The organism is Paenibacillus swuensis (assembly GCF_001644605.1).
GTDB lineage: Bacteria > Bacillota > Bacilli > Paenibacillales > DY6 > Paenibacillus_N > Paenibacillus_N swuensis.
Genome location: NZ_CP011388.1, coordinates 269,218 through 295,959 on the forward strand (window position 1 = coordinate 269,218; position 26,742 = coordinate 295,959).

General features: G+C 45.0%; 21 protein-coding genes. 7 read left to right on the plus strand and 14 right to left on the minus strand.

The genetic code is table 11. The annotated features are described in order from the left end of the window. Positions 1-21: 21 nt before the first annotated feature. From SY83_RS01350 to SY83_RS01365, 4 genes are all read left to right on the plus strand, one after another. A complete protein-coding gene (locus SY83_RS01350) occupies positions 22-804 on the plus strand; it encodes a sensor histidine kinase (RefSeq protein WP_068603535.1) in 783 nt (260 codons plus the stop codon). Further along, positions 801-1,589 carry a response regulator transcription factor gene (locus SY83_RS01355; protein WP_068603536.1) on the plus strand — a complete coding sequence of 263 codons (789 nt, stop codon included), beginning with the start codon at positions 801-803 and terminating at the stop codon, positions 1,587-1,589. The genes SY83_RS01350 and SY83_RS01355 overlap by 4 nt, the downstream gene beginning before the upstream one ends. 4 nt (positions 1,590-1,593) lie before the next feature. Then, complete coding sequence (locus tag SY83_RS01360; RefSeq protein ID WP_068603538.1) at positions 1,594-2,910, plus strand: SLC5/6 family protein; 1,317 nt, start codon at positions 1,594-1,596, stop codon at positions 2,908-2,910. A 365-nt stretch (positions 2,911-3,275) separates the two neighbouring features. Further along, positions 3,276-3,710 carry a pyridoxamine 5'-phosphate oxidase family protein gene (locus SY83_RS01365; RefSeq protein ID WP_068603540.1) on the plus strand — a complete coding sequence of 145 codons (435 nt, stop codon included), beginning with the start codon at positions 3,276-3,278 and terminating at the stop codon, positions 3,708-3,710. Positions 3,711-3,796: 86 nt separating this feature from the next. Here SY83_RS01365 and SY83_RS01370 read toward each other — a convergent pair whose 3' ends face one another. From SY83_RS01370 to SY83_RS01390, 5 genes are all read right to left on the minus strand, one after another. Further along, complete coding sequence (locus tag SY83_RS01370) at positions 3,797-4,210, minus strand: DoxX family protein (protein ID WP_068603542.1); 414 nt, start codon at positions 4,208-4,210, stop codon at positions 3,797-3,799. A 168-nt stretch (positions 4,211-4,378) separates the two neighbouring features. After that, positions 4,379-5,632 carry a TolB-like translocation protein gene (locus tag SY83_RS01375; RefSeq protein ID WP_068603543.1) on the minus strand — a complete coding sequence of 418 codons (1,254 nt, stop codon included), beginning with the start codon at positions 5,630-5,632 and terminating at the stop codon, positions 4,379-4,381. Positions 5,633-5,636: 4 nt separating this feature from the next. Next, positions 5,637-7,334, minus strand: coding sequence for a type 2 periplasmic-binding domain-containing protein (locus tag SY83_RS01380; protein ID WP_068603545.1), 1,698 nt, complete (start codon positions 7,332-7,334; stop codon positions 5,637-5,639). A 51-nt stretch (positions 7,335-7,385) separates the two neighbouring features. Continuing rightward, positions 7,386-8,258: a carbohydrate ABC transporter permease gene (locus SY83_RS01385; RefSeq protein WP_068603547.1), complete on the minus strand. Its 873-nt coding sequence runs from the start codon at positions 8,256-8,258 to the stop codon at positions 7,386-7,388. 10 nt (positions 8,259-8,268) lie between these two features. Further along, the gene (locus SY83_RS01390; protein WP_082882244.1) at positions 8,269-9,159 is read right to left on the minus strand and encodes an ABC transporter permease; all 891 of its coding nucleotides are present in this window, start codon (positions 9,157-9,159) and stop codon (positions 8,269-8,271) included. Positions 9,160-9,366: 207 nt separating this feature from the next. Between SY83_RS01390 and SY83_RS01395 the strand changes: the two genes are divergently transcribed. Continuing rightward, positions 9,367-11,112, plus strand: a complete 1,746-nt coding sequence (locus tag SY83_RS01395; RefSeq protein WP_068603551.1) for a sensor histidine kinase — start codon at positions 9,367-9,369, stop codon at positions 11,110-11,112. A 7-nt stretch (positions 11,113-11,119) separates the two neighbouring features. Then, complete coding sequence (locus SY83_RS01400) at positions 11,120-12,760, plus strand: response regulator (protein WP_068603552.1); 1,641 nt, start codon at positions 11,120-11,122, stop codon at positions 12,758-12,760. Between the two features lie 80 nt (positions 12,761-12,840). Here SY83_RS01400 and SY83_RS01405 read toward each other — a convergent pair whose 3' ends face one another. Together SY83_RS01405 and SY83_RS01410 are read right to left on the minus strand one after the other, a co-directional pair. Beyond that, the gene (locus SY83_RS01405) at positions 12,841-13,263 is read right to left on the minus strand and encodes a VOC family protein (protein ID WP_068603554.1); all 423 of its coding nucleotides are present in this window, start codon (positions 13,261-13,263) and stop codon (positions 12,841-12,843) included. Positions 13,264-13,277: 14 nt separating this feature from the next. After that, on the minus strand, positions 13,278-13,847 hold the full coding sequence (locus SY83_RS01410) for a TetR/AcrR family transcriptional regulator (protein WP_068603557.1): 570 nt from the start codon (positions 13,845-13,847) through the stop codon (positions 13,278-13,280). 169 nt (positions 13,848-14,016) lie between these two features. Between SY83_RS01410 and SY83_RS01415 the strand changes: the two genes are divergently transcribed. Continuing rightward, the gene (locus SY83_RS01415) at positions 14,017-14,955 is read left to right on the plus strand and encodes a ketopantoate reductase family protein (RefSeq protein WP_068603559.1); all 939 of its coding nucleotides are present in this window, start codon (positions 14,017-14,019) and stop codon (positions 14,953-14,955) included. A gap of 61 nt (positions 14,956-15,016) precedes the next feature. On the opposite strand, the gene SY83_RS01420 is transcribed toward SY83_RS01415, so the two are convergent. The 7 genes from SY83_RS01420 to SY83_RS01450 form a co-directional block, all read right to left on the minus strand. Then, positions 15,017-17,320 carry an FAD-dependent oxidoreductase gene (locus SY83_RS01420; RefSeq protein ID WP_068603560.1) on the minus strand — a complete coding sequence of 768 codons (2,304 nt, stop codon included), beginning with the start codon at positions 17,318-17,320 and terminating at the stop codon, positions 15,017-15,019. Further along, on the minus strand, positions 17,295-19,028 hold the full coding sequence (locus SY83_RS01425; RefSeq protein WP_068603562.1) for a sensor histidine kinase: 1,734 nt from the start codon (positions 19,026-19,028) through the stop codon (positions 17,295-17,297). The genes SY83_RS01420 and SY83_RS01425 overlap by 26 nt, the downstream gene beginning before the upstream one ends. A gap of 2 nt (positions 19,029-19,030) precedes the next feature. Beyond that, a complete protein-coding gene (locus tag SY83_RS01430) occupies positions 19,031-20,611 on the minus strand; it encodes a helix-turn-helix domain-containing protein (protein WP_068603564.1) in 1,581 nt (526 codons plus the stop codon). A gap of 91 nt (positions 20,612-20,702) precedes the next feature. Continuing rightward, entirely contained in the window at positions 20,703-22,388 is a 1,686-nt protein-coding gene (locus SY83_RS01435) for an extracellular solute-binding protein (protein ID WP_068603566.1), read from the minus strand. A 67-nt stretch (positions 22,389-22,455) separates the two neighbouring features. Further along, positions 22,456-23,343 (minus strand): carbohydrate ABC transporter permease, encoded by an 888-nt coding sequence (locus tag SY83_RS01440; RefSeq protein WP_231891350.1) that lies wholly within the window; start codon positions 23,341-23,343, stop codon positions 22,456-22,458. 12 nt (positions 23,344-23,355) lie between these two features. Then, positions 23,356-24,330: an ABC transporter permease gene (locus SY83_RS01445; RefSeq protein WP_068603571.1), complete on the minus strand. Its 975-nt coding sequence runs from the start codon at positions 24,328-24,330 to the stop codon at positions 23,356-23,358. Positions 24,331-24,479: 149 nt separating this feature from the next. Next, the gene (locus SY83_RS01450) at positions 24,480-26,696 is read right to left on the minus strand and encodes an AraC family transcriptional regulator (RefSeq protein ID WP_068603573.1); all 2,217 of its coding nucleotides are present in this window, start codon (positions 26,694-26,696) and stop codon (positions 24,480-24,482) included. Positions 26,697-26,742: the final 46 nt, after the last annotated feature.

Sequence of the window (26,742 nt, forward strand, 5' to 3'; positions counted from 1 at the left end):
CTTCCGAGCTGAGGTCCCGCAATGGTCCAATTTGAAGGGTTTACGATCCTCATCACTTTCTTCATCCTGTCGCCGATCTTGGGCGCGTTTACGTTGATGTTTTTGTTTATATTCGAACGAAGAATTGATCTGTTGGAGAACAAAAAGCTGGAATTGGAGCTGGAACGCAGCTTGCAGCAAGCGGTATATAATCAGTTGAATCAGCAGATCGAGCCGCATTTCCTGTTTAACACGCTGAATGCAGTGCTGAGCTTGGCCCGGTTGGGGCGCACGGAGGAACTGGTGAAATCCATCGAGTCGCTGTCGCTGTATTTTAAATTCAAGTATCAGACGACGGATCCGCTTATCCCTTTCTCGCTGGAAGCCAAGTATGCCGAGTACTATCTCGATATCCAAAAGCTTCGCTTCGGCCCCCGTCTGCACATTGACCGCGCCTATGAGTCAGGTATGGAGGACGCGATGATTCCCCCTTTCTTGCTGCAGACGCTGGTAGAAAATGCGTTCAAACATGGTCTGGAGCACCGGATGGGCGAAGCGCGCTTAAGCATTCAATGTCATGCCGCCCAAGGCGCTATGGAACTTATCGTAACAGATAACGGATGCCCTCCTTATGAAGGCGTACCCGAAGTGTCCGCCCTTCCGGCTGAACCCGCCGGACACGGATTGGATAATATCCGGAGGCGGTTAAAGCTTTATTTTGGCGAGAATACGGATGTGCGGTTGATCACTCAAGAAGAAGGCGGGACGGTCGCAACCGCCCGTTGGCCCCTGACTTACACACGTGAGAAAGAGGTGATGAGATGAATGTGCTGTTGGTAGACGACGAACCGTTGGAACTGGAGCAACTGGAGTTTCTCATCAAGCCTGAATTCCCGGAATGGGTGTTGTACAAGGCGCATGACAGCAGGCAGGCGATGGAAATTGCAGGGCAGGTGCCTGTGCACTTAAGCTTTCTCGACATTCATCTGCCCGGGGCGTCCGGATTGGAGCTGGGTCGGGAACTGAGGGCATCGCGCAAGGAAATGGACATGATCATGGTCACAGCCTATCAAAATTTCCAATACGCCAAAGAGTCCATCGGCCTCGGCGTGGTCGGTTACATCACGAAACCGCTTATTCAATCGGAATTTCTGGAGGCTTTGGAGAAGTATAAAGATCCGGGCAACAACGGCTTGGCGGCGGCAGGTATGACCGATGGAATTACCACCAAGAGTAGTGTATCTGGCGAGTTAGCTCGTTCCGGTTTCTCTTCCGGCTCTGCTCGGCACTCGGACTTGATCAAGCGGGCATTGGCTGTCATTCATGAGCGTTACGCGGAGCGACTAAGCCTGCAGGACGTGGCGGAAGCCATTCATGTGAATGCGACTTATTTGAGCCGGCGGTTTCATGAGGAAGTCGGACCCTCGTTCTCGGAATATATGATCCAGTATCGAATTGAGCAATCCCGAACACTGTTATTGTCCACCCGCAAATGGAGCATGTCGGAAATCGCGGAGCAGACGGGCTTTAACAGCCAGCATTATTTCAGCACGATGTTTCGCAAAGTGACTGGGGTAAGCCCCAAAGAATTTAGGGAAAAGGGGATTTGACCTCTTGCAGCCTCACCACTTCAATGACTATATCGCTACATCACTAAAGATTGGAACCAGTGCCGGCGCCGTTCTGCTGCTAACCCGTACTTTTGGCAACAATGCCATGTTGCTTCATCCGGAAGGGATGATTCGCTACGGCCTTGTCGGAGGCATCGGATACGGGATCATGGGCGCAATCGCATATCTGCTTCTGGGCATGCTGGCCCGGCGTGTGAAGAAAGAAGCCCCGTCCGCGATGACGATCGGCGATTATATGGAAGCCAAGCTGCAGCCGTTCGGATTTCGGTTGATGCTTGGCTTAGTTGCCTTTGGCGGGATGTTGGCGCTCTATGCGCAAGGCGTTGCGGTACTTGTGTTGTTGAAGGGGTTGTTCCCCGATTTTTATATTCCTGCGATGATGCTCTTCCTGCTCTTATGTCTGCTCTACGCAGGGATGGCCGGAATGCGCGGCATTCAGCGCATATCGATCCTGCAGATCAGTGTCATGTTCACCGTCGCGATCGCCCTGCCTGTGTACTTCTATATCCGCGACGGGATTGAACATATTTATTCTGGCATGCGGCTGTACCACCCTTACCTGTTGGTGTTCTCGCACAACGAGGGGTTTATGTTAATCGCGGCCGGGTTGGCAGTCGGCTTGGGTCATGCGCTTAGCGATCGTTTCGCTTGGCAGCAGCTGCTCGCGTTGGGCGAACGGAAAGTCACTTCCGCATTCGTAACCGCCGGCCTGATCGGGGCTATCTTTCCGCTAGTTCTTGCGTCGATAGCCATAACATCCATTTACAGCGGACTTATTCCGGACGGTGACTCGCTTGTTCCGCTGTTCATGGACAAGGTGCACTCGCCTTTTCTGGCCGCTCTGTTTATCGCCGGTGCCGTGTCCGCGCTCAGCGCTTTATTTGGCACCGAGCTGCAGGCATTGGTCAGCCTGCTCGTGCGGAATATCTTCAGCCCAATGCAGGATGAAGCCTCGGAACGCCAGAAAGTCACGATTGGCCGGAGAATGGCATCCCTGCTTGTGTTTGCTGTGTTTGCCAGTGTGATGTTATACACGCCGCCTTTGCCGGAATTGATCTTCTTCCTGGGCCTGTTCCATGCGGCATTGGTCACACCGTTGTTGGTGCTTATTTGGCAAAAAGATTCCTTAAGTAACCTCCTCCCTCTGTGCGCTATGGCCGGGATGATCGCAGGTTGTGTGGTGATGGGCAGGATAGACGGCATTCATGGCATCGTGTGGAGTTTGGCTGTGAGCGGCATTCTGGCCGTGGCGGTCATGGTGTGGGGCGAGCGGCGCAGCTTGTATGGTGAGCAGATTTAGCGAATCCGTGGAATATTTATCTCATATGAAATGATAAGGCTCCGTGTTAAACTAATTTAGCTAATGACAGCTAATGGTATGACAAAGGAGTTTTTTGGCAGGAATGAACATATAAGTCTGAAAAGAATAATCGCCGATTACGCTGGTGGTATCACGATTGGATTTTTATAGTATTGGATATCATCTTTGGTGGATATGTTCGCCCTAGTCTGATTGTGTCTCTCATTATTTCGATAATCGGCACAGCCTTAGTTGTGTCTCAAGTGAAGGAAACAATTGGACTCATCATAGGAAAATAAAGCCTCGATTAACCTCCCTCTCTGGTGGGTAAAGAAAAGTAAGTAAACTGGAGAGGATGATCACGAATGGGCCAAAGTAATCTTGAACGCAAAATCATCAAAGCCATGGACAACAATCCCATCGGTTCGTTAGCAACGGTAGAGGGAAAACTTCCGAGAAATCGTTATATGATGTTGTTCCACGACGGTCTCACGGTATATATGGCTACGGACAAAAAGACGCATAAAGTCGAAGAACTTGAAGAGAACCCCAACGTACATCTGTTGTTCGGCATGGAGAAAGAAATTGTGTCCTTGGAAGGTACATGCACCATCAGCGACGATAAGGACCTGCGCCACAAGCTCTGGAACAAGGAGTTCGAGAATTGGTACAGCGGCCCAGATGATCCGGACTATGTAGTTCTGGTTGTGGAGCCTTCACGAATTGAGTATTCGCTTAATTCGGAGGAAAACACGGAGATGGAAGTTTGGGAAGCCGAGAAAAGCAAGCAACTTCAATAATTATTCAATGTTCAAAAAAAAGGATCAGGACCTGCTCTGTTGGCAGGTCCTGATTTTATTTGGAAGAATTAAAAATTCTCTTGCGGTTATTTAGCAGCTAGGTTCAAGCCGACATTAGCCTCAAATTGTGTTGAGCTAGCTTTCAGCCGCTTGTGGTAGTAAATATAAGAGCCTGCAACGGCAATATACCCTACGATAAACACGATTAATCCTCCATTAATATCTCCAACAGCTATCGTTGAATACATCGCGCCCGTCAGATCAAACACGAAACCGGCATAGGCCCATTCTTTAATGCGAGGGTAACCCGGTATTAGAATCGCCAGCACACCGAGCAATTTAGCTACACCCAGGAACGGCAGAAGATAAGGCTGATATCCCAAATGTTCCATTAGCTCTACCGATTGAGGGCTGGATATAATATTTGGAATCGAACCTACCCCCATCAGCAAAATAACGATCGAAGTAAAAATCCAGTACAAAATTGTTTGTTTTCTCATTGTAATAAACACTCCTTATTAGGTTTAGTCTCCACCAGTCGATGAAGTGAATTTCTTTCTGAACCAAACATACCACATAAGGAATATTCCTGTAAATGAATATTTATATTTTTTTTTAACCTTACAAAAAAGCCGCGCTCCACTTAGCGCGACTTGTAACCAGAATACCTATGATTGCTTTTTGCCTCCCACAATACCGCTGACATCCGCCACAAATACTCTTCGGGTACCTCCCACGTAGGCGTTGAATGCAAACCGTGTGTAAGTTCGATCCCAAGCCGGGTGTGGATCTACGCGAAGTGTGAAGTCAAATGGCTGTTGTGTGGGCACGCGCGCAAGCAGCCTGTCATAACCGCTCTTAATATTAATTAAACGAATCGGCACTGTGTTGTCGCCAAAAGCGACCGTATCTTCTAAATAAGCATCGGTCAACAGATGAATGCCATCCGGATGCATCGTTGGGTGACCGGAGCCCTCAACCTCGTCCAGAAGCTTGCGCAAACCTTCCCCATCATATTGAACTTTCACGAACCGCAGTCCTTGGCCGTCGATGTTCAGATTCATCGTTAAGTGCTCTCCGTCCGGCGTCCAGTTGATATGATGGCCTCCCTTAGCCCACACATAGGAAGGGATGGCCAAGTGAATATCTGTTCCGTCGCTCTTCATCGTGATGACATGATTCTTCCGGATGGTTCTGTCCTTGTTAAACGAACGCAACACGAACAGTAACCGGGTTCCCTGAGGATTCCACTTGCACTGGAAACCGTAGTTCTCTCCTTCCATATAGTCATCCAAGTGGAGCTTGCCCTTATTGTGAAGCTCTTCCAGCATCGTTCGAATGGACACAAGCAGCCGGCCTCTACCGGTTTCAGTATCCGTCACATAAAGACCGTCATCCTCCGGCGCTCCTATATTTACCGGAACTTGATCTTCCGGCAGCATCACCCCGTAACCGACTTGAGTCCTCCTAGCCCGAGACGGGCACGTGGTGGCTGCCGTTCTGCCGTCTGGCGAAATCATGAAGATCCCGTAATCCAGAATTTTTCTTTCCCCGGTAAACGGATTCAGCTTGATCCCGCAAGCTTGCCATGAGTTTACATCAACGTCATTATAATAAAGCTCCTCATCGCTTACGCCCCATTGCACATTAGCGCCCACCTGGCTCTCCCATCCGCTCGTTGCGGCCGCTACACGTTCATCCCCCTCCCACAGATCGACGATGATGATCTCTCCCTGCTCCCCCGGCTCAGGGTTCCGATCTTCGAAAGGCATTCGGAACAGCCCAAGATAACGGCCTGAGGGACTGAATGGGGAGGTATCAAAAAATCGATGAATCACCCTTCCTTCATCAGGGGTTACACAGTGAATCGGAATAGAAGGTGCGTAATCGTTATATACAGGAAACTTATCTGATATGTTCATGAGCTTATTTACCTACCGCGGAATCATACCAAGCATTGACTTCCTCTGTAATCTTGTCGCCGCCCATTTTGTTCCACTTCGTCACAAACGCATCAAATTCATCAATCGAAGCTTTATCGTACACAATCTTCAGGAACGTCTCACTTTCCATCTTAATTAAAGATTCCCATTTGGACTTCATCGTCGGGGTTGGAGGACCCAGGAACAGGTTTGCCATCGTTCTATCCTTTTGTTGTAACGTGTGGTATGCTGCCTGCCATTCAATTACCTCTTTAGGATTACCGCGCTCTGCTTCAGGGATGGCGTTATATAATCTCGACTCATAGGGTGTTGAAGGCTTCTCACCGTTGTACAGCTTTATATACGAATTCAGTTCAAGTTCGGGATCCACATAGGATTGACCACCCAAAAAATATGTAGTTACGTTTATTCTTGTCTTGTCCGGAAAGTCTTCCTCTACCGAGCTTGCTTTACCATCCTTAATAACGTAGTCATAACCTTCAGCAAAGCCGTTCTCAAATTCACTGCCTTTCGCAGGGTCGCCTAGTTCATACATTTTGTTTAGGTAGAGGAAGAAGGCGTCAATATGTTTAAAGTCTTTGTTAATTAAGAACGCGCCGCCCGGGATGGTTGAACTCCTAAGTCCTGGTTGTCCGGAAGGACCTGCGGGAATCGGAAACGGTTTAGCAACAGCGCTTGGATTGTTCTTCTTCAAAAAGTTTCTTACGGCTATCGATTGGAAGGTAGGTCCGGTCATAATACCCGACTTCTGATTCCGGAACGTGTCATCGCTCTTTCCTACATCGATCAACCCTACATCCGGGGAGAGATACCCTTTCTTATACCAATCCTGCATCTTAGCCAGCGCCTGTTTCATCTCCGGTTGAACAGAACCGTACTCCAGTTTGTCACCGTTCCATTTGTTCCAATAATGCGGGATAACCCCATACCCGCCGAAAATCCAGCTTGCGTCTCCACGCCATTGTACAAACGGCATATTCGCATCCTTGATACTGATCGCCAGAGGGGGACTTACCTTTCCCGTGCCAAAATCGGTCTTAAGCATACCATCCATGATCTTTTCCAAATCATCAAGCGTCTTAGGCGGTTCCATCTTCATTTGTTGCAGCCAATCGGTGCGAATCCAGAGCAACGGATCATTCTGCTGAGCCTTGGAAAGCATCGGAATTCCGTATCGCTTCCCGTCTTTACTAACTTGTGCCCAGTACAAGGGATCTTGACTATATATTTGTTTAACTTTAGGGGAAGCGTATTGTTCGAACGCGCTGGTGATATCCATAAACTTACCTGATTCTATCAAATCGCTTAACAGCTGGGGATCTGAAATACTCATGACATCCGGCATCTTTTCATTTGCCGATAAATCCAGTCTTAGCTTCGTTGGGAATTGGTCACCGGAGGTTACCCATTTATACTTGATATCAATGCCAAGCTTTTCTTTAGCCCATTGGGTATGCACATTGTTTTCCAAGGTCTCGCCGTTTTTGAATCTGTGGGTAGCGCCTACAGAGCCAATCGTCGTTAACGTAATCGGCGGATCATATTTCCCTTTGCTGAAACCCTCGTTCGTTTCTGTTGGTGCTAAAGACGGTTGTTCATTGCCGCCGCCTGTGGAACATGCTGCTGTAAGTAGTGCGGTCACTAACAGGATTGCAGGTAGTTTCATCCATTTGTGTTTCATTGCATCTTACCCCTCTCAAATTTTGATTGCGCTTTCTTAACTGTTATGGATCTATCCTTTGACCGCCCCAAGTACAATCCCTTTCACAAAATATCGCTGGAGAAAAGGATATACAAGAAGGATGGGAAGCGTCCCGATAAAGATTTTGGCCGCTTTCAATGTACGTTCCGTCAGATCCGCGATATCCGTATCCGACACCGTTTTGGCGCTTAGGTCCGGCACCTTGATCATCGTTTGTAACAATGTGCTCATCGGCCAATTCTCTTTTTGCATATAAATCAAACCATCAAACCAAGCATTCCAGTGACCCACCATGACGAATAAAACGATAGTAGCAATCGACGGCATCGATATCGGTAAATACACACGAAGCAGTGTAGTGAAATGACCGGCGCCATCGATTAAACTTGCTTCCTCCATTTCCTTCGGAATGGCCCGAAAGAAATTCAACATAAGGATCATATTATACACCCCTAAAGCTCCCGGCAGCACTAAAGCCCAGATCGTATTCATCAGGTTCAGCTGTTGGATGAGGATATAGGAAGGGATTAAACCACCATGAAAGAGCATCGTGAACACGAAAAACCATGTAATGGCTCTCCCGCCTTTCAGAGACTCCATCTTCGACAATGGATACGCAGTAAGCACAGTAACCGTAATTCCGATGCTAACACCAAGGAACACGCGTAAGATGGACGAATAAAAAGCTCTCAAAAAATCGGCATCTCCAAACGTTCTATTATAGGAATCGAAGGTGAATTCCACCGGCCAGAAGGTTACCAAGTTCGCGCTCACAGCCAGCCCGCTGCTGAATGATAAGGCTAATACATGAAATAAGGGCAGTATACAGCTAATCGAAATCAAGCTGAGAAGGATGACGTTCAAGATGTAGAATACGCGATACGATCTTGACTTGTAGTACATATGGAACCTCCTAGAATATGCGATAGTTGGCAAAGCGGGAAGCCAGCGTATAGGCGATCATGATCATGATGAAGCCTACGGCAGATTTGAATAATCCAATAGCGGTTCCCAGACCGAACTGACTGTTCAATAATCCAATCCGATAGACGAACGTGTCTATAATATCTCCTTTATCGTAGACTAATGGATTATATAGATTGAAGATCTGGTCAAAGCCGGCGTTTAGCACGGAGCTCATCGCTAAGGTGCCCACTACAATAACAATAGGAATCAGCGCTGGTATTGTGACCGTCAACGTTTGTTGCCATCGATTGGCGCCGTCCACCTCCGCAGCCTCGTACAGTGAAGGGTCAACATTCGATAAAGCGGCTAGAAATACGATTGTAGCGAATCCGAATTCCTTCCAATTATCGGAGACGATGACAATGAATCGAAACCAATATCCATCCGCCAGAAATAGGATTGGATTCAGCCCTAGCGAAGGAAGTAAAACGGTATTGATCAGCCCCTGCGAGGACAATAAATCGCTTACAATTCCTCCAAAGACGACCCAGGACAGGAAATGCGGCAGATAGACCAGTGTCTGAACAGCCTTCTTAAATCCAACATGTCGGATCTCATTCAGCAATAAGGCAAAAACTACAGGAACCGCTAAGTTGACAATAATTTTGGCAGTTGCGATAAATAAGGTGTTCCATACCACCTGCAAACTATCTTCCCGTTGAAAGGCCGTCTGGAAGTTATCCCATCCAACCCAGGGGGATTTGGCAAAACCAAGCCATGGCTTGAAATCCTGGAAAGCAATGACCAATCCAGCCATTGGTAAGTATTGAAAAACAATTGTCAGTATGATGCCCGGTAGCAGCATCCAGTAGAGTACCGCGTTCCTTCTGAGTCCCATCCTCATCCTCCTTCTCCCCTAACTCAGCTTTACACTTGCAAGTTATCTGTTTATTTAGAGTAACACTGTCAGGCGTCAGACTAGTAGTAGAGGAATTTAACTTCAGGTATGTTATCTTAACCAATTCTCAAAAGTATTTACTTAGCGATATATTTGGTCTAGCATTTAGAATAATTCGCCACTACACCCATAGTCAGGAGAAATCTTATGCTGGAGAGATTCAATACGTTAAGCACATTTCTCAAAATTAACTTGCTGCTACTGATGCTGCTGCTGCCGTTGCTAGCTTTAAATTACTATTCGAACCAAACCAGCAACAAGGTGGTGCGCAATGAAATTATGCGGTCAAGTGAAACCTATCTATCCCTCTTGACGAGTCAGATTGATACAACCATTAATCAAATGTCCACGTTCGCTCTCGGCATGGGACGTGACAAGGTTGTCAAATCCTATATGAATTATGAGTCGTTTCAGCAACCCTATGAGAAGCTGATTATCGTAACGAATATTCTTGAGAAATTAAATCTAAACAGCTCATCCATGCCATGGACCAACCAATTTGCTGTGTATTCACCCATGACGAAGGACGCTATTTCGACTACAGGAAATGTTACCTATGATGCCGCTTTTTTGACCAAAAACTTAAAAAAGGACTGGCAGCGTCTTCCCGAAGATTACAGATACGGTCAACCTTACTTTATTCGTCATTTTGTCGAGCCCCCTCTTTCAGCCAGTCTAGACTTATTATCCGATCAGCTCATTACTGAAATTACTTTTCCGGTTTATGAGCTGGTAAAGAAGCTTGATCAGTTTAAGCATAAGGGGAGTGTGCATGATCCCTTCTTATTTAAACCAGGTGAGAAACCCATTGTGAATACTTCATCCAATGTGCCGCTCATCCACACGCTGGTGGAGCACATGACAGATCAATGGTTGAAGACTTCCGGCAATGAAACGATCGTGATGCAAGATAACAAGTACGTTATAACGTATCAGTTGTCCAACGATTTGGGATGGTACCTTATCGACTACGTCCCTCTGGATGAGGCGCTGGCGCCCATTAAACGATCCGGCCAAATCTTCACAGGGTCTGTATGTATTCTTGTTGTGTTGGGTCTGGCTTTTTCATTCTTTATTTACCGAAATGTACAAATTCCTATATTGAAGCTGATGACTAGCGCTCGCGCAATAGCCAGAGGGGACTTCTCTGCTCAGATCTCCTATCATGCGAAGAATGAATTTCACTTCCTTATTACTCAATTTAATACGATGGCCATGCAAATTAAGGGGTTAATTGAGACCGTTTATGAATCCAAAATACGGCTGCAGGAAGCCACCCTTAAACAGCTGCAATCCCAGATTGATCCGCACTTCTTGTACAATAGCCTCAATTTCATCCAATATAGCGCCAGAAAACACGATGTGGACGCGGTCATTTCGATGACTCTGCATCTGGGAACATATTATCGCTCTGCTACCAGGTTGGGCAAAGATATGACTACGCTGGGTGAGGAAATGAAGCTCATCAAGAGCTATTTGGAAATACACAAACTACGCATGTATGGAATGAACTACGAACTGATTCTTCCTCCGTCCATGGACAGTCTGGAGCTTCCGAGGCTGCTTCTTCAACCTGTCGTGGAAAATGCGATTATTCATGGGATCTCCAAGCGAAATCAACCCGGATTTATTAAGATAATGGCTGGGAACGACAATGGGTTCTTTCAAATTACGGTGGAGGATAACGGTGTCGGAATGGAGGCTGCTGAACAGCAGGAGCTGCTTGCCTTGATCTTGAATCCGAGTGATGATACCAATGTCTGCGGACTTTGGAATGTTACACAAAGGCTTATTCTTCAATATGGCGCCGAAGCAGGTGTTTCCATCGAGTCTTCTGAATATGGCGGTTTAAAGTTTGTCCTATACTGGACTATCCGCGAATTGGAGGAATGAAAGAAATATGATTCAACTATTAATTGTAGATGACGAGCGGCTGATTGCCGACTCATTAGCCGAACTGCTGCCTTGGGATGAGCTTCATATTAACCAGGTTTATCGCGCATACTCGGGTCAAGAGGCCCTTCAGTTATTGGATACACACCCTATTGATATTGTAATTACGGATATACGCATGCCGGAGTTTAGCGGACTTGAGCTCATCGAGGAGATCAGAAAAACAAACAGCCGAATTAAATGCATTATACATTCGGGGTATGCCGATTTCGAATATGCGAAGAAAGCTATGTCTTCCCAAGTAACCGAGTTTGTTATTAAGCCGGCAAGCGATGAGGACATCTTGAATGCGGTTAGGCGGATGATGAACCAACTTCAAGAAGAATTGCAGCTGCAGTTTTCACATCAGAAGGTATTTGACGCGTTGAAACAACAAGTGCCGCTTATGCGTTCCCAGTTTCTTCATGATCTGATTAAAGGCAAGAAGATCGGATTCTCCGAGCTTGAAAACAAGTTGGAACTTATGAACCTGTTCTTGCGTAACGATGATCCTTTTGCATTGCTAGTCATTCGATTGGAGGAAGGTTTTCAAGGGTTCGATCAAGGAAGTCTCTCGCTATATGAATACGCTATCTTAAATATTACGGAAGAAACGTTGCGAGAACATTTCCATGTGCTGACCACACGAGACGTTTATGACTATTTGATTGTCCTTGTCCAACACAAGGACCCAACGAATGGGGATTCCGGCCATGGTACCAGTAAATATTCCGTATTATTAGAGGAGATGGGGCTTAAGCTTCAGAAGAATGTAAACACGTTCCTCAAAGGGAAAATTTCTCTGATTGTCAGTCCGTGGGGATCCTTTCCTCACGATGTGCCTGGTCTATATCAGGCATCCATTACTACCGTTAGGCGCAATGTCGGTAATGACCGCGAAATTTTTCTGACCTTGACCGATAACAGCTTGAGTACGCAAGTGAAATCACTCCGCAGCCTATACGAACCCCCTTCATTAATGCAACTGTTCGATATAGGACAAAAAGAGCTGACATTATCCAAAATAGATACGATCATTAAAGAGCTTGAGGAGCATTGGGCCGATTCTCAGGAACATCTGTTAGAAGTTTTCCTCCACTTTGGCGCTGCCTTCACTTATGCCGCTCATAAGAACGGAAAATTACTCGAAGATTTAATTGGCAGTGATTACGAATTGCTGATTGCACGCAAACCTTTTTTGAGTATTCGCCAGCTAAAGAATTGGACTTCTAACGTTTCCGAACAACTTTATGAGGATCTGAACCGGGATTGGATTGATGCGAAAAGCAATACGGTAATGCAAATTCAACAATATGTAACCCATAACTTATCCATGGATGTGACCCTTCAAGCGATAGCTGACCATGTTCATATGCATCCTGTATATTTATCCCGAATGTTTAAAGCAAAAACCGGTGAAAATCTAAGTGATTATATCATTCGACTGAAAATGGAAATGTCAGCTTATTTACTTAAAGAAACCGACGCCCGGATCTATCAGATCTGCATCGAGGTAGGCTATCAAAACCCGCCCTATTTCAGTAAATTGTTCAAGAAATATTATGGCGTCTCCCCGCAGGAATTCCGTGAATCAACACCTGATGGATAGGCATTTTCGCAGAATAAAATAAGAAGCCTGGGCTCGTATGACGAGGCGGGCTTCTTACAGTTGGTCAGTCATGTCTTTATTTACTTGGCTCTCATCATTAGGGGATGGTCATCATTTAACTGCAGCAAATCCCACAGGTTCCCATATAGATCTTTAAATACCGCTACCATTCCATACGATTGTTCTTTGGGTTCGCGTACAAATTTAATACCTCTGGAGACCATTTCATTATAGTCCCGCCAGAAATCATCTGTGTTTAGAAACAGAAACACTCGTCCGCCAGACTGGTTACCTATGAACGGTTCTTGTTCGGGCTTAGATGCCTTGGCAAGCAGTATGGTGGTGCCGGTGGAACCAGGAGGAGCTACGACCACCCATCGTTTATCTTGTTCGGGTTGGTAGGTATCTTCGACTAAAGTGAAATTCAGTTTCTTCGTATAAAATGCTATGGCGTCATCGTAATCTTGTACCACCAGCGCGATATGTACTATCGATTGGAGCATCCTTTAACATCCTCCTAATTTAATTTTCCTTGCGGTAACATCTGATGTAGCTCAAGAAGTTTCCACAACTGGTCTGTCATGTCTTTGGCCGAGCAAGGCATCTTCTGAACAAACCACCACTCGATCACACCGACTGTCGCTGAACTTAGAAACTGCGCTAGAATATCCTTTTGCAATTCACCCAAGTCCATATGACTTTGATCGATTTGCTCGTGAATTCCCCTGATCATCAGCGCTTGCAAATGGTTTCTGAAGGAAGGAACGCCTTTGTTCGTAAGGAGTGTGGTGTAGAAGAGCGCATTCTGTTCCATCAGTTGGAACGTGCGCAGCAAGGTGTCTCTAGCGGGATACAAACCAGTTTCATCGGCGGGCGAGCAACTCTGAACTAACTGTTCCATATGAGTTTGCAAGCATTTATCCAACAGATCATATTTATCCGCATAGTGAGAGTAGATCGTTCCCCGGTTGACATCCGCGCGCTCCGCGATTTCATTAATCGTGATTTTCTCAAAATCTTTCTCCGCCATCAAACCAATCAACGCGTTCATTATAGCTTCCTGGTTTTTTTTAATTCTTCGGTCCAAGGTCATTCTCCTGTTCTTCAACTTAGTAGACATTTGGGAGTAATCTGTTGAATAATCAACAAAATCCATACATTTAACGATTGATTGGAGTTGACTAAGCTGATATCCTAATTATATTGGACACTTGTTCAAAAAACAACATTTGTTTATATGAATAGGGGGTACTCTTTTGAACATATTAGTTTTTGGCGCAGGCGTTTTGGGCAGTTATCTTGCTCATGCGTTAGTGCGTGGAAGAAATGATGTTACGGTACTTGCCCGAGGTAAGCGCGCGGAAGACTTGAGGCGGGACGGCCTTGTCATCCGCCATTATTTCCAGCGTAAAACCACGGTCGATCAAGTTAAAGTCATTCACGAACTGCGGGCTGATGAGCGGTATGACCTTATTTTTGTCGTGATGAAATATAATGATTTTCCTTCTGTACTGTCTATTTTGGCCGAAAATGTGAGCAGTAACATCGTACTTGTGGGAAATAACGTCGACGCCCGCGGCATGCAGACTTATATTGAACAACATAGCCCTGTTAAGAAACATGTGATCTTCGGCTTTCAGCTCAGCGGCGGACTTCGAGAAGCAGGCGGTCGTGTGGTCTGCATACGCGGAGGAGGGCAAATGGTGCTTGACGCGCTTGACGGTGATATTCCCTTCAAGCCCATGCTGGAGCGCGCTTTCCGTCATAGTAAATATAAATTAACTTATCTTGAAGATATCGATTCTTGGCTGAAGAGTCACGTCGTCCTCGTTGCGGCCATGAATTCCGCAGGCTATCTGCACAACAATGATTTCCTTAAAGTATCCAAAGACAAAAAGCTGTTAATGCAAGCCCTTTCGGCCATGGACGAGGGATTTCAAGTGTTAGAGAAATTAGGATTTGCGGTTATTCCGGCGGGTCAAGTTCGTGCTATTCGTCAACACAGACAGCTTGTATACTATGGTTTCAAAATCCTGCATCGGATGCCGTTTATGAAGTCGATGGAAGGATTTTTTGGGGAAATTATGGCCATCTATGAATCGTTCGAGAGTTTGAAACGAGCTTCGGGGATCGCTACGCCGAACTGGGATGAACTTGAGAAACGATCTACTTTGAAGTTTGCCGGAGAAAGATAAACTAACGCACAAATAACCCTCCGAAGTAAAGTAATCTTAAACTTTACTTCGGAGGGTTGTTCTAATAACAACGCACCTCATACACGCCCGCGGAAGGATCTCCGTTCGTGGCCAATATGACTATGCGCAGACGGTCGGTCTGTACGGGATGCTCAAGGGTATGTCGAACCAACCTCTGGTAGTTGCCTTCCATATGAACTAGCGTGGTCCAGGTATCTCCTACGAAAGCTTCAATCATGTAATCCTTAGGGCATTGCGGATCACGATAGAACGGTTGATATTTATGATATTCCTGATATATATGTCCGGGGAAAACAGTTTGAACCTCACGGATCGTCTGCATTTCTTGCCATTGAAGCTCAATGAAAGGCGGAACCGGATCCGAAGGATCAGACAGCCATACATTCGTATATTGATGCGGGCGAGTCACACCGCTGACCACATTCTCTCCGCCAAAACATGACTGAGCCGGTGTAATGCGGTAACTGAGTGTACCGCCATCGGATAGGTAGCGGCGCATTTTGCCCCCGCCCATGTCAAACGCGGACACGTGCCCCGGAATAACCGTGCCGGCTGAATGCCACTCCACGGATGGATTCGCTTCAATCTGCAGCCTTACATAGCGATGTTCTGCCGAAGAATGATGCCAATTCAGCTTCCACTCCACCCATTGCTTCGTACCTACAGGTACGATGAGTTCCGTCTGGGCATACACCTCACCTGTCTCTACCCGGTAATCCCAGATATGATCGACAGGCACAATGCTTGCCTGAATGCGTTGAGGCTGCTCAGACGTATTACTTAAACAGATCGAGATCGTATCGATGGTTCCTTGCTCGATAGCAATCCATTGTGCGCGCATATGCGTAAGCGGTTCAGCCTGTTGTTTACGGAGTTGCTGCTGCTCCGCCGAACGGAAGCCATTCGTGTAATCTCGATTCTCAGGTCCGACACCATGGACCATGGCCGAAGAACTCACGCTGATTGTTGCGGTCCTCGCCAAATCATGGTCATCTTCATTCTTGTAATTAGGCAGGAAACAGCCGTCACGAAGCAGATGTTGCTGGATGTTGACTACATTCGCACCTGTAAGCTCATCCAGATCCAGCTTATGCTTGACCGCATAAGCCAAGCCTGTACCCGCTGCCTGCCCCATCAACGCCGTCGTTGACATCACTCGGACGGTTCCTAGCGCGGCGTGAGTCACACTGACATTACGACCCGCCATCATCAGATTGCGGACGTCTTTAGAAACCATAATGCGGAATGGAATGCCGTATGGTCCGCAATAACTCTTTTGGGCATAATCGCTGGTCTCGCTATAACCCTCGGCGCTTGCCGGCTCCGCCGTTTCGGCGAGAAGGCCTCCAGGCGTGTGAAGATCCACAAACCATCCCCCATAGGCGATTTCATCTGGAAACACGGTGCGATTCTGAATGTCATGCTCCGTCATGAAATATTGGCCAAGAATCCGCCTACTCTCCCGTTTACCGGGGACTTGACCGATCCAATCCAATGCTAGGTTCGCTGTTTGTTCTTTTAACGCAGGGTCATGATTCTTCATCCAGTCCCATATGCCAAGCGTATGCCTGGTAAGTTCATGCCGAATTGTTTCATTATCATAGACGGTATTCCAGGGGATCCCGATTTCAATCCACCAAAAGCCCGATTCCGTGTCGTAAAAGGTGCGTCCTTGCTTATAAAAGTAGTCGGGGTCTTCGTGTTGGACAGCCCAGGAAGGCGCTTTGAAAGGCACGGGGCGTCCCATATCCTTGGCTCGAAAATGGATGGAACTCCCCATTGTATTAGAGCTCGCTTCAAGCGGAGCATGGGGCTCTCCGAATTCTTTTTTTCCCTCGGAGCCCCAACGCCATTCACATCCCGCCAGATCGGCAACTATACCATCTCCGGTGCTGTCAATAAAGTAATCACCTTGAATCTCAAGTTCCGTCTCCGCATTAGCTATTACAGCTCGTACAGAACGAATCTTCTCACCCTCCATCTGAACGCTTAGGACGGAGGTGTTCAGATGAAAGGTCAAGTTAGGCGTCCTTACCGCCATATCATACATAACCATATCCCACACGCTGTTAGTCCAGCCATTCTCACGAATCTTCTCATGATTGACAGCGCGCTCTTCAATAAGCAGCTCTGAAATGATGCCCGTTTCCCTCCCATAAGCGTGGAAGTTCGCCGCTCCGTGCGGGGTAACACGAATTTCCGAGGAACTGTTGCCGCCGAATACGGGTCGATCCTGAATGAGACAGGTGCGAGCTCCATGTCTGGCCGATGCAACCGCCGCGCAGAAGCCGGCAAGCCCTCCGCCGCAGACAACAACATCATAAGTTTGTTGAATTGTTTTCATAAGTAAGGCCTCCTGAAGGAAACTGAATTCGAATGGTAGTTCCCATACCTAAATAACTGTGAAAATGAACGCCGTATTGGGAACCATATTGAAGCTTAATTCGTTCATCTACGTTGCGAATACCGTACCCAAGCGCTTCCTCTCCCAATCGGGACAGTTGCTCAATCGTGTACTTATCCATACCGATTCCATCATCAATAATCTTGAATTCAATGATTCCGTTGTCCAGCCTGCCTGTAATCCTTATATTCAAGCGATTATTCTTATACCAGGCATGCTCTAACGCATTCTCAATAAAAGGTTGAAGAATTAATTTAACGGATGACTGCGACAGAATGTCCGGCTCTACATCATAGATGACACTGAATTTATCGTCATACTTGATCCTCTGAATTTCAATATAAAGCTGAACCTGCTCCAACTCTTTGGCGATCGATATCAAGGATTTCCCGTTGTTCAACGTCAATCGGTAAAACTGACTCAGCTTGATAATCATTTGATGCATCCGTTCAGGTTGTCCCAGCTGTCCTAAAGTACTGATCGCGGATAACGTATTATAGAGAAAATGCGGATTAATCTGAGCTTGCAGAGCGGACAGTTCGGCAGAGGTGCTTCTTAGCTTGGTCTCATACACCTCTTCAATTAAATGATTAATTGTAGATGCCATTTGGTTAAAGGAATCCGAGATTTTAGCGAATTCATCTTTGTCCTTGACCTGAATACGCTTTAAGTAATTGCCCTGATGGAAGCTGTCTATCGCGCTCACGATTTTCGTCACTCTTCTGGAGAAATATTGAGAAATAAAGGCTCCGATGATGATCAATACGATCATACTGCTCAAGCAAGCTACCAGTGTTGCGATCTTCAGCTTTCTGGCCTCCGCATGCATTTCATGCATGGGGACGTATAGAACCATCTTCCCTTGCATGACCGGAATTTCCTCTTCTACTTTCAAGTAGGCAAGGTTGTTCTTCAAGGTTTCCAGAGAGACAGCCCCCTTGCCCTCGGGTTCACTCTTGTATACGACATTTCCGGAATGGTCGAGAATCATGAGAACACTATCGTTGCCCGGCTTCTCCATATTGTCCGTATCGAACAATTCATGTATAGGGACTTGGATTCGAAGAACACCCAGGTTCTCTATAGGAAACCTGGAGATTTCCTTAAGATGACGTACGACGGAGATGACTCCGTTGTCCGCATCATTATAGAACTGCCCCCACTCGGATTGATCCTGCTTGAGTTTTGCCTTGTCATCCCAGGGCCGATTCTGAAGTCTTGAACTATGATAGATGCTGTATTGTTTACGGCTTAAATCCGATCGTCTCTCTTTGGAATAAATCTCGGGCAAGCTTTCATTATTTATATATAAACTAATATGAATCGTATGCGTGGAGAGCTGCAAGGCGGATTCAAGTTTAGGCTGCAAATATTCCGTGTATTCCTCCCAGGCAGTAAGGGGAGTCTGCCGCTTGTTAAGCAGCTTTTGAGTTCTTGCATCCCAGAACAGGAAATCCGATACTCGCTGTATATCCGAAATTCTAAATTCAAGGTTGCTGCGCAGCTGTTGGATGACCAGTCTCGTGTTTTCTTCGGTTTGTTGGGTCAAACTATTGATAGAAACTCTGTATGAGAAATTACCTACTGCGAGAATCGTGATGAGAACAAGCGAAGAAAAGGCGATAAGTAATTTATTGCGAAAGCTCATGATTACCCCTTCTTTCGATAGTCCCCGGGCGAGAATCCAAACCTTTTTTTGAATAATCGGTAAAAATGGGTCATATTCTTAAATCCCAATCGGTCCGCCGCCTCATAAATCTTCATGGTAGGATCATCCAATAACTGCTTCACCCGATCCAGTCTCAGGTTCAAAATATAGTCTGAAAAATGCATCGAAGTTTCTTCCTTGAACATTTGCCCCAGATGATTAGGCGAGTATAGAAAATGCTTGGCTAAATCTTTGAGTGTAATCCCTTCTTCATAATGTTCAAGAATATACAACTCTACTTTTTCGATCAGCTTCTTATTCCGTTTAGCCAATTTATTATGCAGCAATTCAGAGATTTGAAACATCCTTTTCCTCAGCCAATCCCGAAGATCCTGCACCGTTTCGAATTGATAAATAATATCCAGATCGTGAAAGTCCCACTCCAGCAAATCATAGATATTCTCATTCTTTTCGTTCAGGAAATCATTCACTTTTCCAAATACATAGATCGTGAAATGATAGACTGAATTGCGGCTCTCCAGCTTCAGAATGAGAGTTCCCAATTGCTCCAACAGGTCATATATATCAACCAGTTGATAGTTTTGGATAGCGTAAAAAAGCTGGGTTAGAAGATCATCTGCAGAACCCAGTATTTGTTGGGAGGATTCCAGATTAAACTGAGTCGTTGAAAAGGGAAGCACTCTTCCTTTGCCGTTGAACATTTTCTGTCCCAAGGCTTGATTGGCTTCTTCATAAGACTTTTTGATCGCTTCCAACTCGTGCACCGGATTACCGAGTCCGACGGTGATTGTAAAAGCGGAATGCTTGGCAACCTCCTGAATGAGATGCTCAAGCCACTCTATCGTCGCCTGGTTGGATTGCTCCGGAATTAATACACCCAGCCTCTTGTTCTCCAACACCGCATTTAAATAATTCTCCTTCTGAAGAAAAGTTGTCAGATAGGACATCGTTGTTTTGATCAACTGTTGATGCTCATCGGGTTGAGTCGATTCCAACCGTAGGTCGACGTCATCTAATTCCAGAACCGCCGCTCTCCAGTGGATTGCGGACTGAGTATCGTATCGTTGCTTAATTTCATGGATATAACCCAAGTCAGATTCGCCCTCAAACAGTTGTTTTATGGCATTGTTCGTGACAATATGCCTTGTTGCGCCCCATTGATCCTTTAAGAGATTAAAGTCTCGTTCCCTCTCAATTCGCTTGACGGCATTACCCAGCGTCTCAAGAAGCTCGCTATAATCGATCGGTTTCAGAATATATCCTTCTACGCTGAATTGTATAGCCTTCTTGGCATACTCGAAATCCTCGTAACCGCTAATAAAGATAAAGATAATGGAGGGCTTGATCAGTTTGGTTCTTCTAGCCAACTCTAAGCCGGACATAATCGGCATCTTGATGTCCGTTATGACAATATCCAGGGGTATGTCCTGAATATAATCCAGCGCGGTAAACCCGTCATTGGCTTCAGCCACTAGCTGCAGATTAAGCTGTTCCCAAGGGATGAAGGTGCGTAATCCTGTGATTTCAAGTTGCTGATCGTCTACGATTAACACATTAAGCATTCGTCATCACCCTATCGAAGGTTTAAATCCTAATAAAATGGAGGATATACTAAGTATACCCCCCTCATTTTACTTTTTGTACAACTTTAACTTAGCCGCTAACTTTCTTCAAATTTTCTTGCCATTTGTCCGTCATGTATTTCAGAACTTGATCATACCCTGCTGCTTCTGCATCAGTTTGCGCTTTATTGATAATTTGAACAGCTTGTTCACTGGTATCTGCAAAAATAGCACGAGCATAGGCCTCTTTCATAATATCTTTGACTTGACCATAGATGATTCCCAGATCTGTGTCCGGCATAGGCTGAATACCCTCAAATTCAGTAGTATCATAGGAGCTTGCTTTCAGAACCTTAATCGCGGAAGGTCCGTCAAATTGACTTGGCTTCTTCTCTACATAACGTTCTTCATTCAGATCAATCAGGTTTTGATGCAATATGGAGTTTGCAAAATAGTTACCGGAACCAATCTTCAACTTGTCTTTATCCGCCTGTGTAATCGTCTTCGCTTTGTCATTAGGAATCGGTACGCCGTCAGCGTCCGCTTCATCCCACAGCAACCCTTTCGGTCCGAACGTAAACAACTGCTGCCCTTCTTCCGAGGTAGCCCAATCCATGAAGGCGAAGATTTTCTCGGGATCCTTGGCATTCTTCGTAATGACGCTCACATTCCAACCCAGCGTTGAGAAATTTGCCGGTTTAATCTTCGCTAGATCCAGTCCTTTCCCATGAAGGGGCGGGATAACCTGGTAGCCATGGTCAGCATTCTTTTCCGCCAAGACGGCATGACCTTCTTGTACCTGGAAGATATTATTTAGTCCTACTACGGCTACTCGGCCAGTCTTTAACTTTTCCTGGAGCTGATCACTTTTTTGCGTAAAAGCATCCTGTGTGATCAACTTCTCATTGAACAATTTGTTCAGCTGTTTCACTGAATCTAACAACGCAGGATCTTTCAGTATCGATTGGAATTGATTGTTTTCAGGATAAGCTTTCAAGTTATCTAGGAAGAATGTCGTCTTCTCCTCGCCATATCCTGAGTAGATAAGATTGCCTGCCTGGATAATACCGCCAGGGGAAAGCTCGCCGGTTTCCAGCGGGATGACATTCGGATAAGCTTCCTTCACTTTCTTCAGATAAGCTTCAAGATCTTCGTAGGTTTCCAATTTAGGCGAACCCAGCGCCTTGTAAATTTCTTTGTTTACAGCCCAGCCTGTATTCCCGTTTGCGCCGCCATACCAGTTCGGAAAGCCGTACAGCTCGCCGTCAGAAGATTTCAACAATCCCAGCGTTTTATCTCCTGCCCATTTTTTAAGATTCGGGTATTTATCGACGTATTTGCTAATGGGAACCAATTGTCCTGCCTGAACTAATTTCTCCATATCCGCGCTGCGATCCAACGTGATTACATCTGGCAATTGGTCTGACACAATCATCGTGTTGAACTTCTGCCCTGCTGCGCCGCCGGATTGAACGTATTCGATATTGACGCCTTTTTGTTCCTTAATCCATTGGGATGTAGGATCCTGAGCCCATGGTTCCGGTACAGCCCAATCGTAGTGAATATACCAGCTAAAGTTCAGACCGCTTAGTTCCGCCAGAGCGGATGGATCAGAATTCTCTTCATTCTTAGCCGGGGCATTTGTTGCTGTATTCGTTGCTTCATTCGTGCCCTTACTCCCATTGTTACCCGAGTTGTTACTGCAGCCTGCCGCTACAAGACTCATGACAATTAAAGCGATGGCGATTACAAATATCAATTGTTTAGACCTTCTCATCTTTTTTTCCCCTCTCAAATTACAATCTATATGTGGAACAAAGGCATTGCCTCTGCTGACACCGTCTCTATTCTTTCAGAGAACCGATTAAAACACCTTTGACAAAGAATCGCTGCAGGAATGGATATACCATAATAATAGGCAAGGTGGTCACCATCATCGTCGCCATCACGAGCGATTTGGTGGAAACTCCCTTTAATTTCCTTACGAACTCACTAGCTTCTCCCCCTGCGGACGACAGTTGTTCCGACATCGCATTGGAATTAATGATCTGATTTAACAAGGTCTGAATTGGAACCAACTGGGGATTGTTAATGTAGATCGATGCTGTGAACCAATCATTCCATAAGCCGACAGCCGTAAACAGAGACAGCGTGGCGATAACCGGACCGGAGATCGGAACGATAATGGAGAAGAAGGTGCGAATATGATTGCATCCGTCGATCTTCGCCGCTTCCTCCAGCCCTTCCGGCAGTTCTTGAAAGAACGTGCGGAATATAATCAAGTTCCATACAACAATCATTCCCGGTACCACCAGAACCCAGAAAGTATCGATCAAGTGCAAGCTTCTAATCAGGATAAAGGTTGGGATTAAACCTCCGGTAAAGAACATCGTGATGATACACATCACCATAAAGAGTTTGCGCCCGATTAAATACTTCTTCGTCAGACCGTAAGCGAACATGGCCGTAAACGTAATCGACAAGAACGTTCCCACCACTGTCCGCAGGATTGAAATGAAGAAAGCCTGCACCAGCCGTTCGTCCTTAAACACAACTTGATAATTCTCCAATGTGAAAACTCTCGGCCAGAATGTAATGCCGCCCAGCGCAGTATCGGAACCTACATTAAAGGAGATGACGAGGCTGTTCCAGAAAGGATACAAGGTTACGAATGAAAGGCCCAGCAAGATCACGACAATGACAGCATCAAATATTCGATTAGCTATATTCAACAGAAGGACCTCCTACCATAAGCCTGTTCGCCCCATACGACGAACCAAGAAATTTGCAAGCACTAGCAGCACAACACTGATTACGGATTTAAATAATCCAACGGCCGTAGCATAAGAGTATCGCTGTCCCAGTATGCCGACTCTGTAAACATAGGTGTCTATGACATCCGACACGGGTCTCAGTAAGGTATTAGCGCCGTTATTGGTCAGATTCAAGATATCATCAAAGCCGGCATTTAATATACCCCCAATGTTCAGAATCAAGAAGATGATAATAATAGGGGTAATGCATGGAATCGTAATACTGAAAATCTGTCTAAATCTTCCCGCTCCATCTATTGAAGAAGCCTCGTACAAATGTGGATCAATGCCCGCGATCGCCGCGAGATACACAATAGCCCCGAAGCCGACATCCTTCCACACCCCGGTTGATACTAAAATTCCCCAAAAGTAATCTGAAGTTGATAGCCAGTTTATAGGTTCATCAATCATCCCGAGCTTTTGCAATAAAATATTGATACTCCCGTTGTCTACGGAAAGCATGGAAATGACAAAGCTGGAAACGATAACCCAAGACATGAAGTGAGGCAAGTACGATACGGTCTGAACAAATCGCTTGAAGCGAAATCCCTTAAGTTCGTTCAGAAGCAAGGCTAGCACGATGGGCGCCGGAAAAGCAAAGAGAAGCTTCAACAGGCTGATGGAAAGCGTATTTCGCATGACGCGATAAAAATCAGGGGAGTTTATGAACGTTTCAAAATGCTTCAGCCCCACCCATTCACTTCCGAGAAAGCCAGAGAATATATTATAGTTTTGAAAGGCCATCAGAACGCCCCACATCGGAACATAGCTGAACAGGAGAACTAATAGAAATCCCGGGATCACCATCACCTGCAAATCAAGTTGGTCTATGTAGGATCGGAACCAGCCTTTCCTAGCGGGATAAAGTTTCTTTTTATTTGGTGTTGCTGCGAACTCTGACTGCATGATACTCTCTCCCAACTCTTTTTATTTTCATTATAGGTGTATCCTACTTAGGGAGATATGTCCCCGGGCAACGAAAACATATACGAAAAATCGGGATCCCGATAAACGAAAGAAGCCGCATCTACGCGGCTTCCGTAGATACAGCTTCTTTACTTATGCAATAATTGATACTTCTTAGGTGTATCCCCGAATTTTTCTTTAAAGATTCGAATAAAATGATTGGTTGAATTATAACCAAGTTTATTGGCAATTTCTTGTACAGATAAGTTATTTTCCTTCAGCAGCTTAGCGGCTTCCGTTAATCTGCATTCGGTTAAATACTCCGTAAAGTTAATACCCGTACTTTTCTTAAACAACTTCCCTAAGTAATTTGATTTGAAATTCAATTCATCAGCTACCCGTTCTAAGCTGATATCATCGTATAAATGAGCTTGAATATAGTCTTTAATTTTCATTTCGATGTTGTGATGAATACTTAGCTTTCTTTCATCAATGGACTCAATTGCTCTCTCAACTAACCCGTTTATCCACGCCATTACTTTCTCTATGTTATCGAATTCCTTATACTTCTCTCTAATATCGTAACCAAAGTGTTGTACGGAAGGAAGTCCCATAAACTCAATGGCGCTTTTTATCTTAACTAACAGGTCTGAAAGTAAGAATTTACAGTAATCTACCGTATACAGCCCTCTAGTCATTTCATTCTCCAGTTCCGTAATGAGATCTTTGGCCTTCTTCTCATCACACATTCGAATGCTTGCTTCAATTTCACTAAGAATGTCTAAAGAATTACTTGAAGAATGACGTAACTGAATACTTAAGTCTGAATAGGACAGAATTCGGTTATGGGGATACAAATACTTATATTCAAGTGCAAGATTGGCTTGCTGAAACGAAGTGGATATCGCTTCATCAACTAACTCGTAAGTCTCCCCGTGAGACAACATATAACCTCTGTCATAAATCATTTCAATACTGTGAACGATCTTGCTGATGACTTCAGTTTCGAAAGTTGTTTCATTCAGAAAAACGATCCCATTAATCTGTTTGCCGTAATCCTTAATCGCCCACACTTTATAACCCTCATTTCCACTTGACTCCAATAATCCTATTAAGTGATATGAAGAAGCTTGCTCTTTATCAAATGCCTCCATATTCGGGGTTTGTATGACGAAACTAATCAATCGTTTCCATCTGTTGCTTTCCATTCCCATATCGGAGCCTAATACGTTATGATTCGAAATGAGATCATTATGAAGCAAACCCATAATATAATTATGCCGAATGACAGGTTTATTAATTTCAACCATTTGATTTAAATTAACAATTTGAGATGAATAATCTCCTATTACACTCCGAATAGGTTTATGCGCCTTTCTGGTAAGTATGTAAGATATGAGGATACTAATTAATAAAAAAATAATTACGAAAGACATGAGCCAGTTTCGCAATTCATATGTTTTCTTATAGAATAAATCTTTGTTTACAAGCGAAACATAACGCCAGTTATTAATTTCTGATTTCTCAAATGTAATCATTGTTGAGTTGCCATCTAACTCATCGTTGAACATCCCGCCTTTTTCCGCGGATATTACCTTTTCGATCCAAGCTCCCTGATATTTTTTAAGATGATCAAGCCCAAGATTCGTTTGGTTGTTTGCAATCATGTTTCCTTGTTCATCCATAATTAGAATAAGACCATCCGACGGATTTCTTAATGCTGTTAAAGACTTTCTCAATTTAGCGTCGCTGATATGAATAGCTATGGTTGCCTTTCTTTTCTCCGGCGGAGCAAAATATGGAATACTTCTAACATACGTTATAACCGACTCGGATTTCTCTGAGTCTATAATCCTAGGAGGCAACCACTTTACTTGCTCATCTGAATTTCGGAATCCTTCCACCCAGTCTATTCTTGAGCCTATTGTACACGATTGCTCACTCATAAAACATAAACGTGAATTATAGAAAATCACATTGTCATTCTTATAATAGACATCAATCGAATCCACGTTCGGCATATTACTTTGAATACTATTTAATTGATTAATGACATTTAGAATAGATTTGGAGTCGTTGCGAATGGAGTCTTCCATTGGCTTAATCAAACTATCGTCTTGGAGGGAGTCAACAAAGTTATTTTGCACTAACTTCACACTATCTTTTAAGTATTGTTCATCTATTGTATTGCGGAACTGTTTAACAGTCTGCAAATTAATGTTCTCCAGTTGCTCATTAAAGGATATTGAGAAGTACTGATAATAAATAATTACCGGAATAAAAGTGACCAGCACGACGATGACCACATTAAATATAAACAGTCTTGGAAAAAAATACGTTTTTACTCCATGTTTCTTCAGACTCATAATGGGCCCCCCTGCGTTCATACAAGATCATTCTATTTCATTATAC

Bases quoted from the DNA above. Each gene is read 5' to 3' on its own strand.
- SY83_RS01425 (WP_068603562.1), bottom strand. From the start codon at position 19,028: ATGAGCTTTCGCAATAAATTACTTATCGCCTTTTCTTCGCTTGTTCTC.
- SY83_RS01445 (WP_068603571.1), bottom strand. From the start codon at position 24,330: ATGCAGTCAGAGTTCGCAGCAACACCAAATAAAAAGAAACTTTATCCC.
- SY83_RS01370 (WP_068603542.1), bottom strand. From the start codon at position 4,210: ATGAGAAAACAAACAATTTTGTACTGGATTTTTACTTCGATCGTTATT.
- SY83_RS01380 (WP_068603545.1), bottom strand. From the start codon at position 7,334: ATGAAACACAAATGGATGAAACTACCTGCAATCCTGTTAGTGACCGCA.
- SY83_RS01390 (WP_082882244.1), bottom strand. From the start codon at position 9,159: ATGGGACTCAGAAGGAACGCGGTACTCTACTGGATGCTGCTACCGGGC.
- SY83_RS01420 (WP_068603560.1), bottom strand. From the start codon at position 17,320: ATGAAAACAATTCAACAAACTTATGATGTTGTTGTCTGCGGCGGAGGG.
- SY83_RS01365 (WP_068603540.1), top strand. From the start codon at position 3,276: ATGGGCCAAAGTAATCTTGAACGCAAAATCATCAAAGCCATGGACAAC.
- SY83_RS01430 (WP_068603564.1), bottom strand. From the start codon at position 20,611: ATGCTTAATGTGTTAATCGTAGACGATCAGCAACTTGAAATCACAGGA.
- SY83_RS01375 (WP_068603543.1), bottom strand. From the start codon at position 5,632: ATGAACATATCAGATAAGTTTCCTGTATATAACGATTACGCACCTTCT.
- SY83_RS01405 (WP_068603554.1), bottom strand. From the start codon at position 13,263: ATGCTCCAATCGATAGTACATATCGCGCTGGTGGTACAAGATTACGAT.
- SY83_RS01395 (WP_068603551.1), top strand. From the start codon at position 9,367: ATGCTGGAGAGATTCAATACGTTAAGCACATTTCTCAAAATTAACTTG.
- SY83_RS01450 (WP_068603573.1), bottom strand. From the start codon at position 26,696: ATGAGTCTGAAGAAACATGGAGTAAAAACGTATTTTTTTCCAAGACTG.
- SY83_RS01355 (WP_068603536.1), top strand. From the start codon at position 801: ATGAATGTGCTGTTGGTAGACGACGAACCGTTGGAACTGGAGCAACTG.
- SY83_RS01435 (WP_068603566.1), bottom strand. From the start codon at position 22,388: ATGAGAAGGTCTAAACAATTGATATTTGTAATCGCCATCGCTTTAATT.
- SY83_RS01385 (WP_068603547.1), bottom strand. From the start codon at position 8,258: ATGTACTACAAGTCAAGATCGTATCGCGTATTCTACATCTTGAACGTC.
- SY83_RS01400 (WP_068603552.1), top strand. From the start codon at position 11,120: ATGATTCAACTATTAATTGTAGATGACGAGCGGCTGATTGCCGACTCA.
- SY83_RS01350 (WP_068603535.1), top strand. From the start codon at position 22: ATGGTCCAATTTGAAGGGTTTACGATCCTCATCACTTTCTTCATCCTG.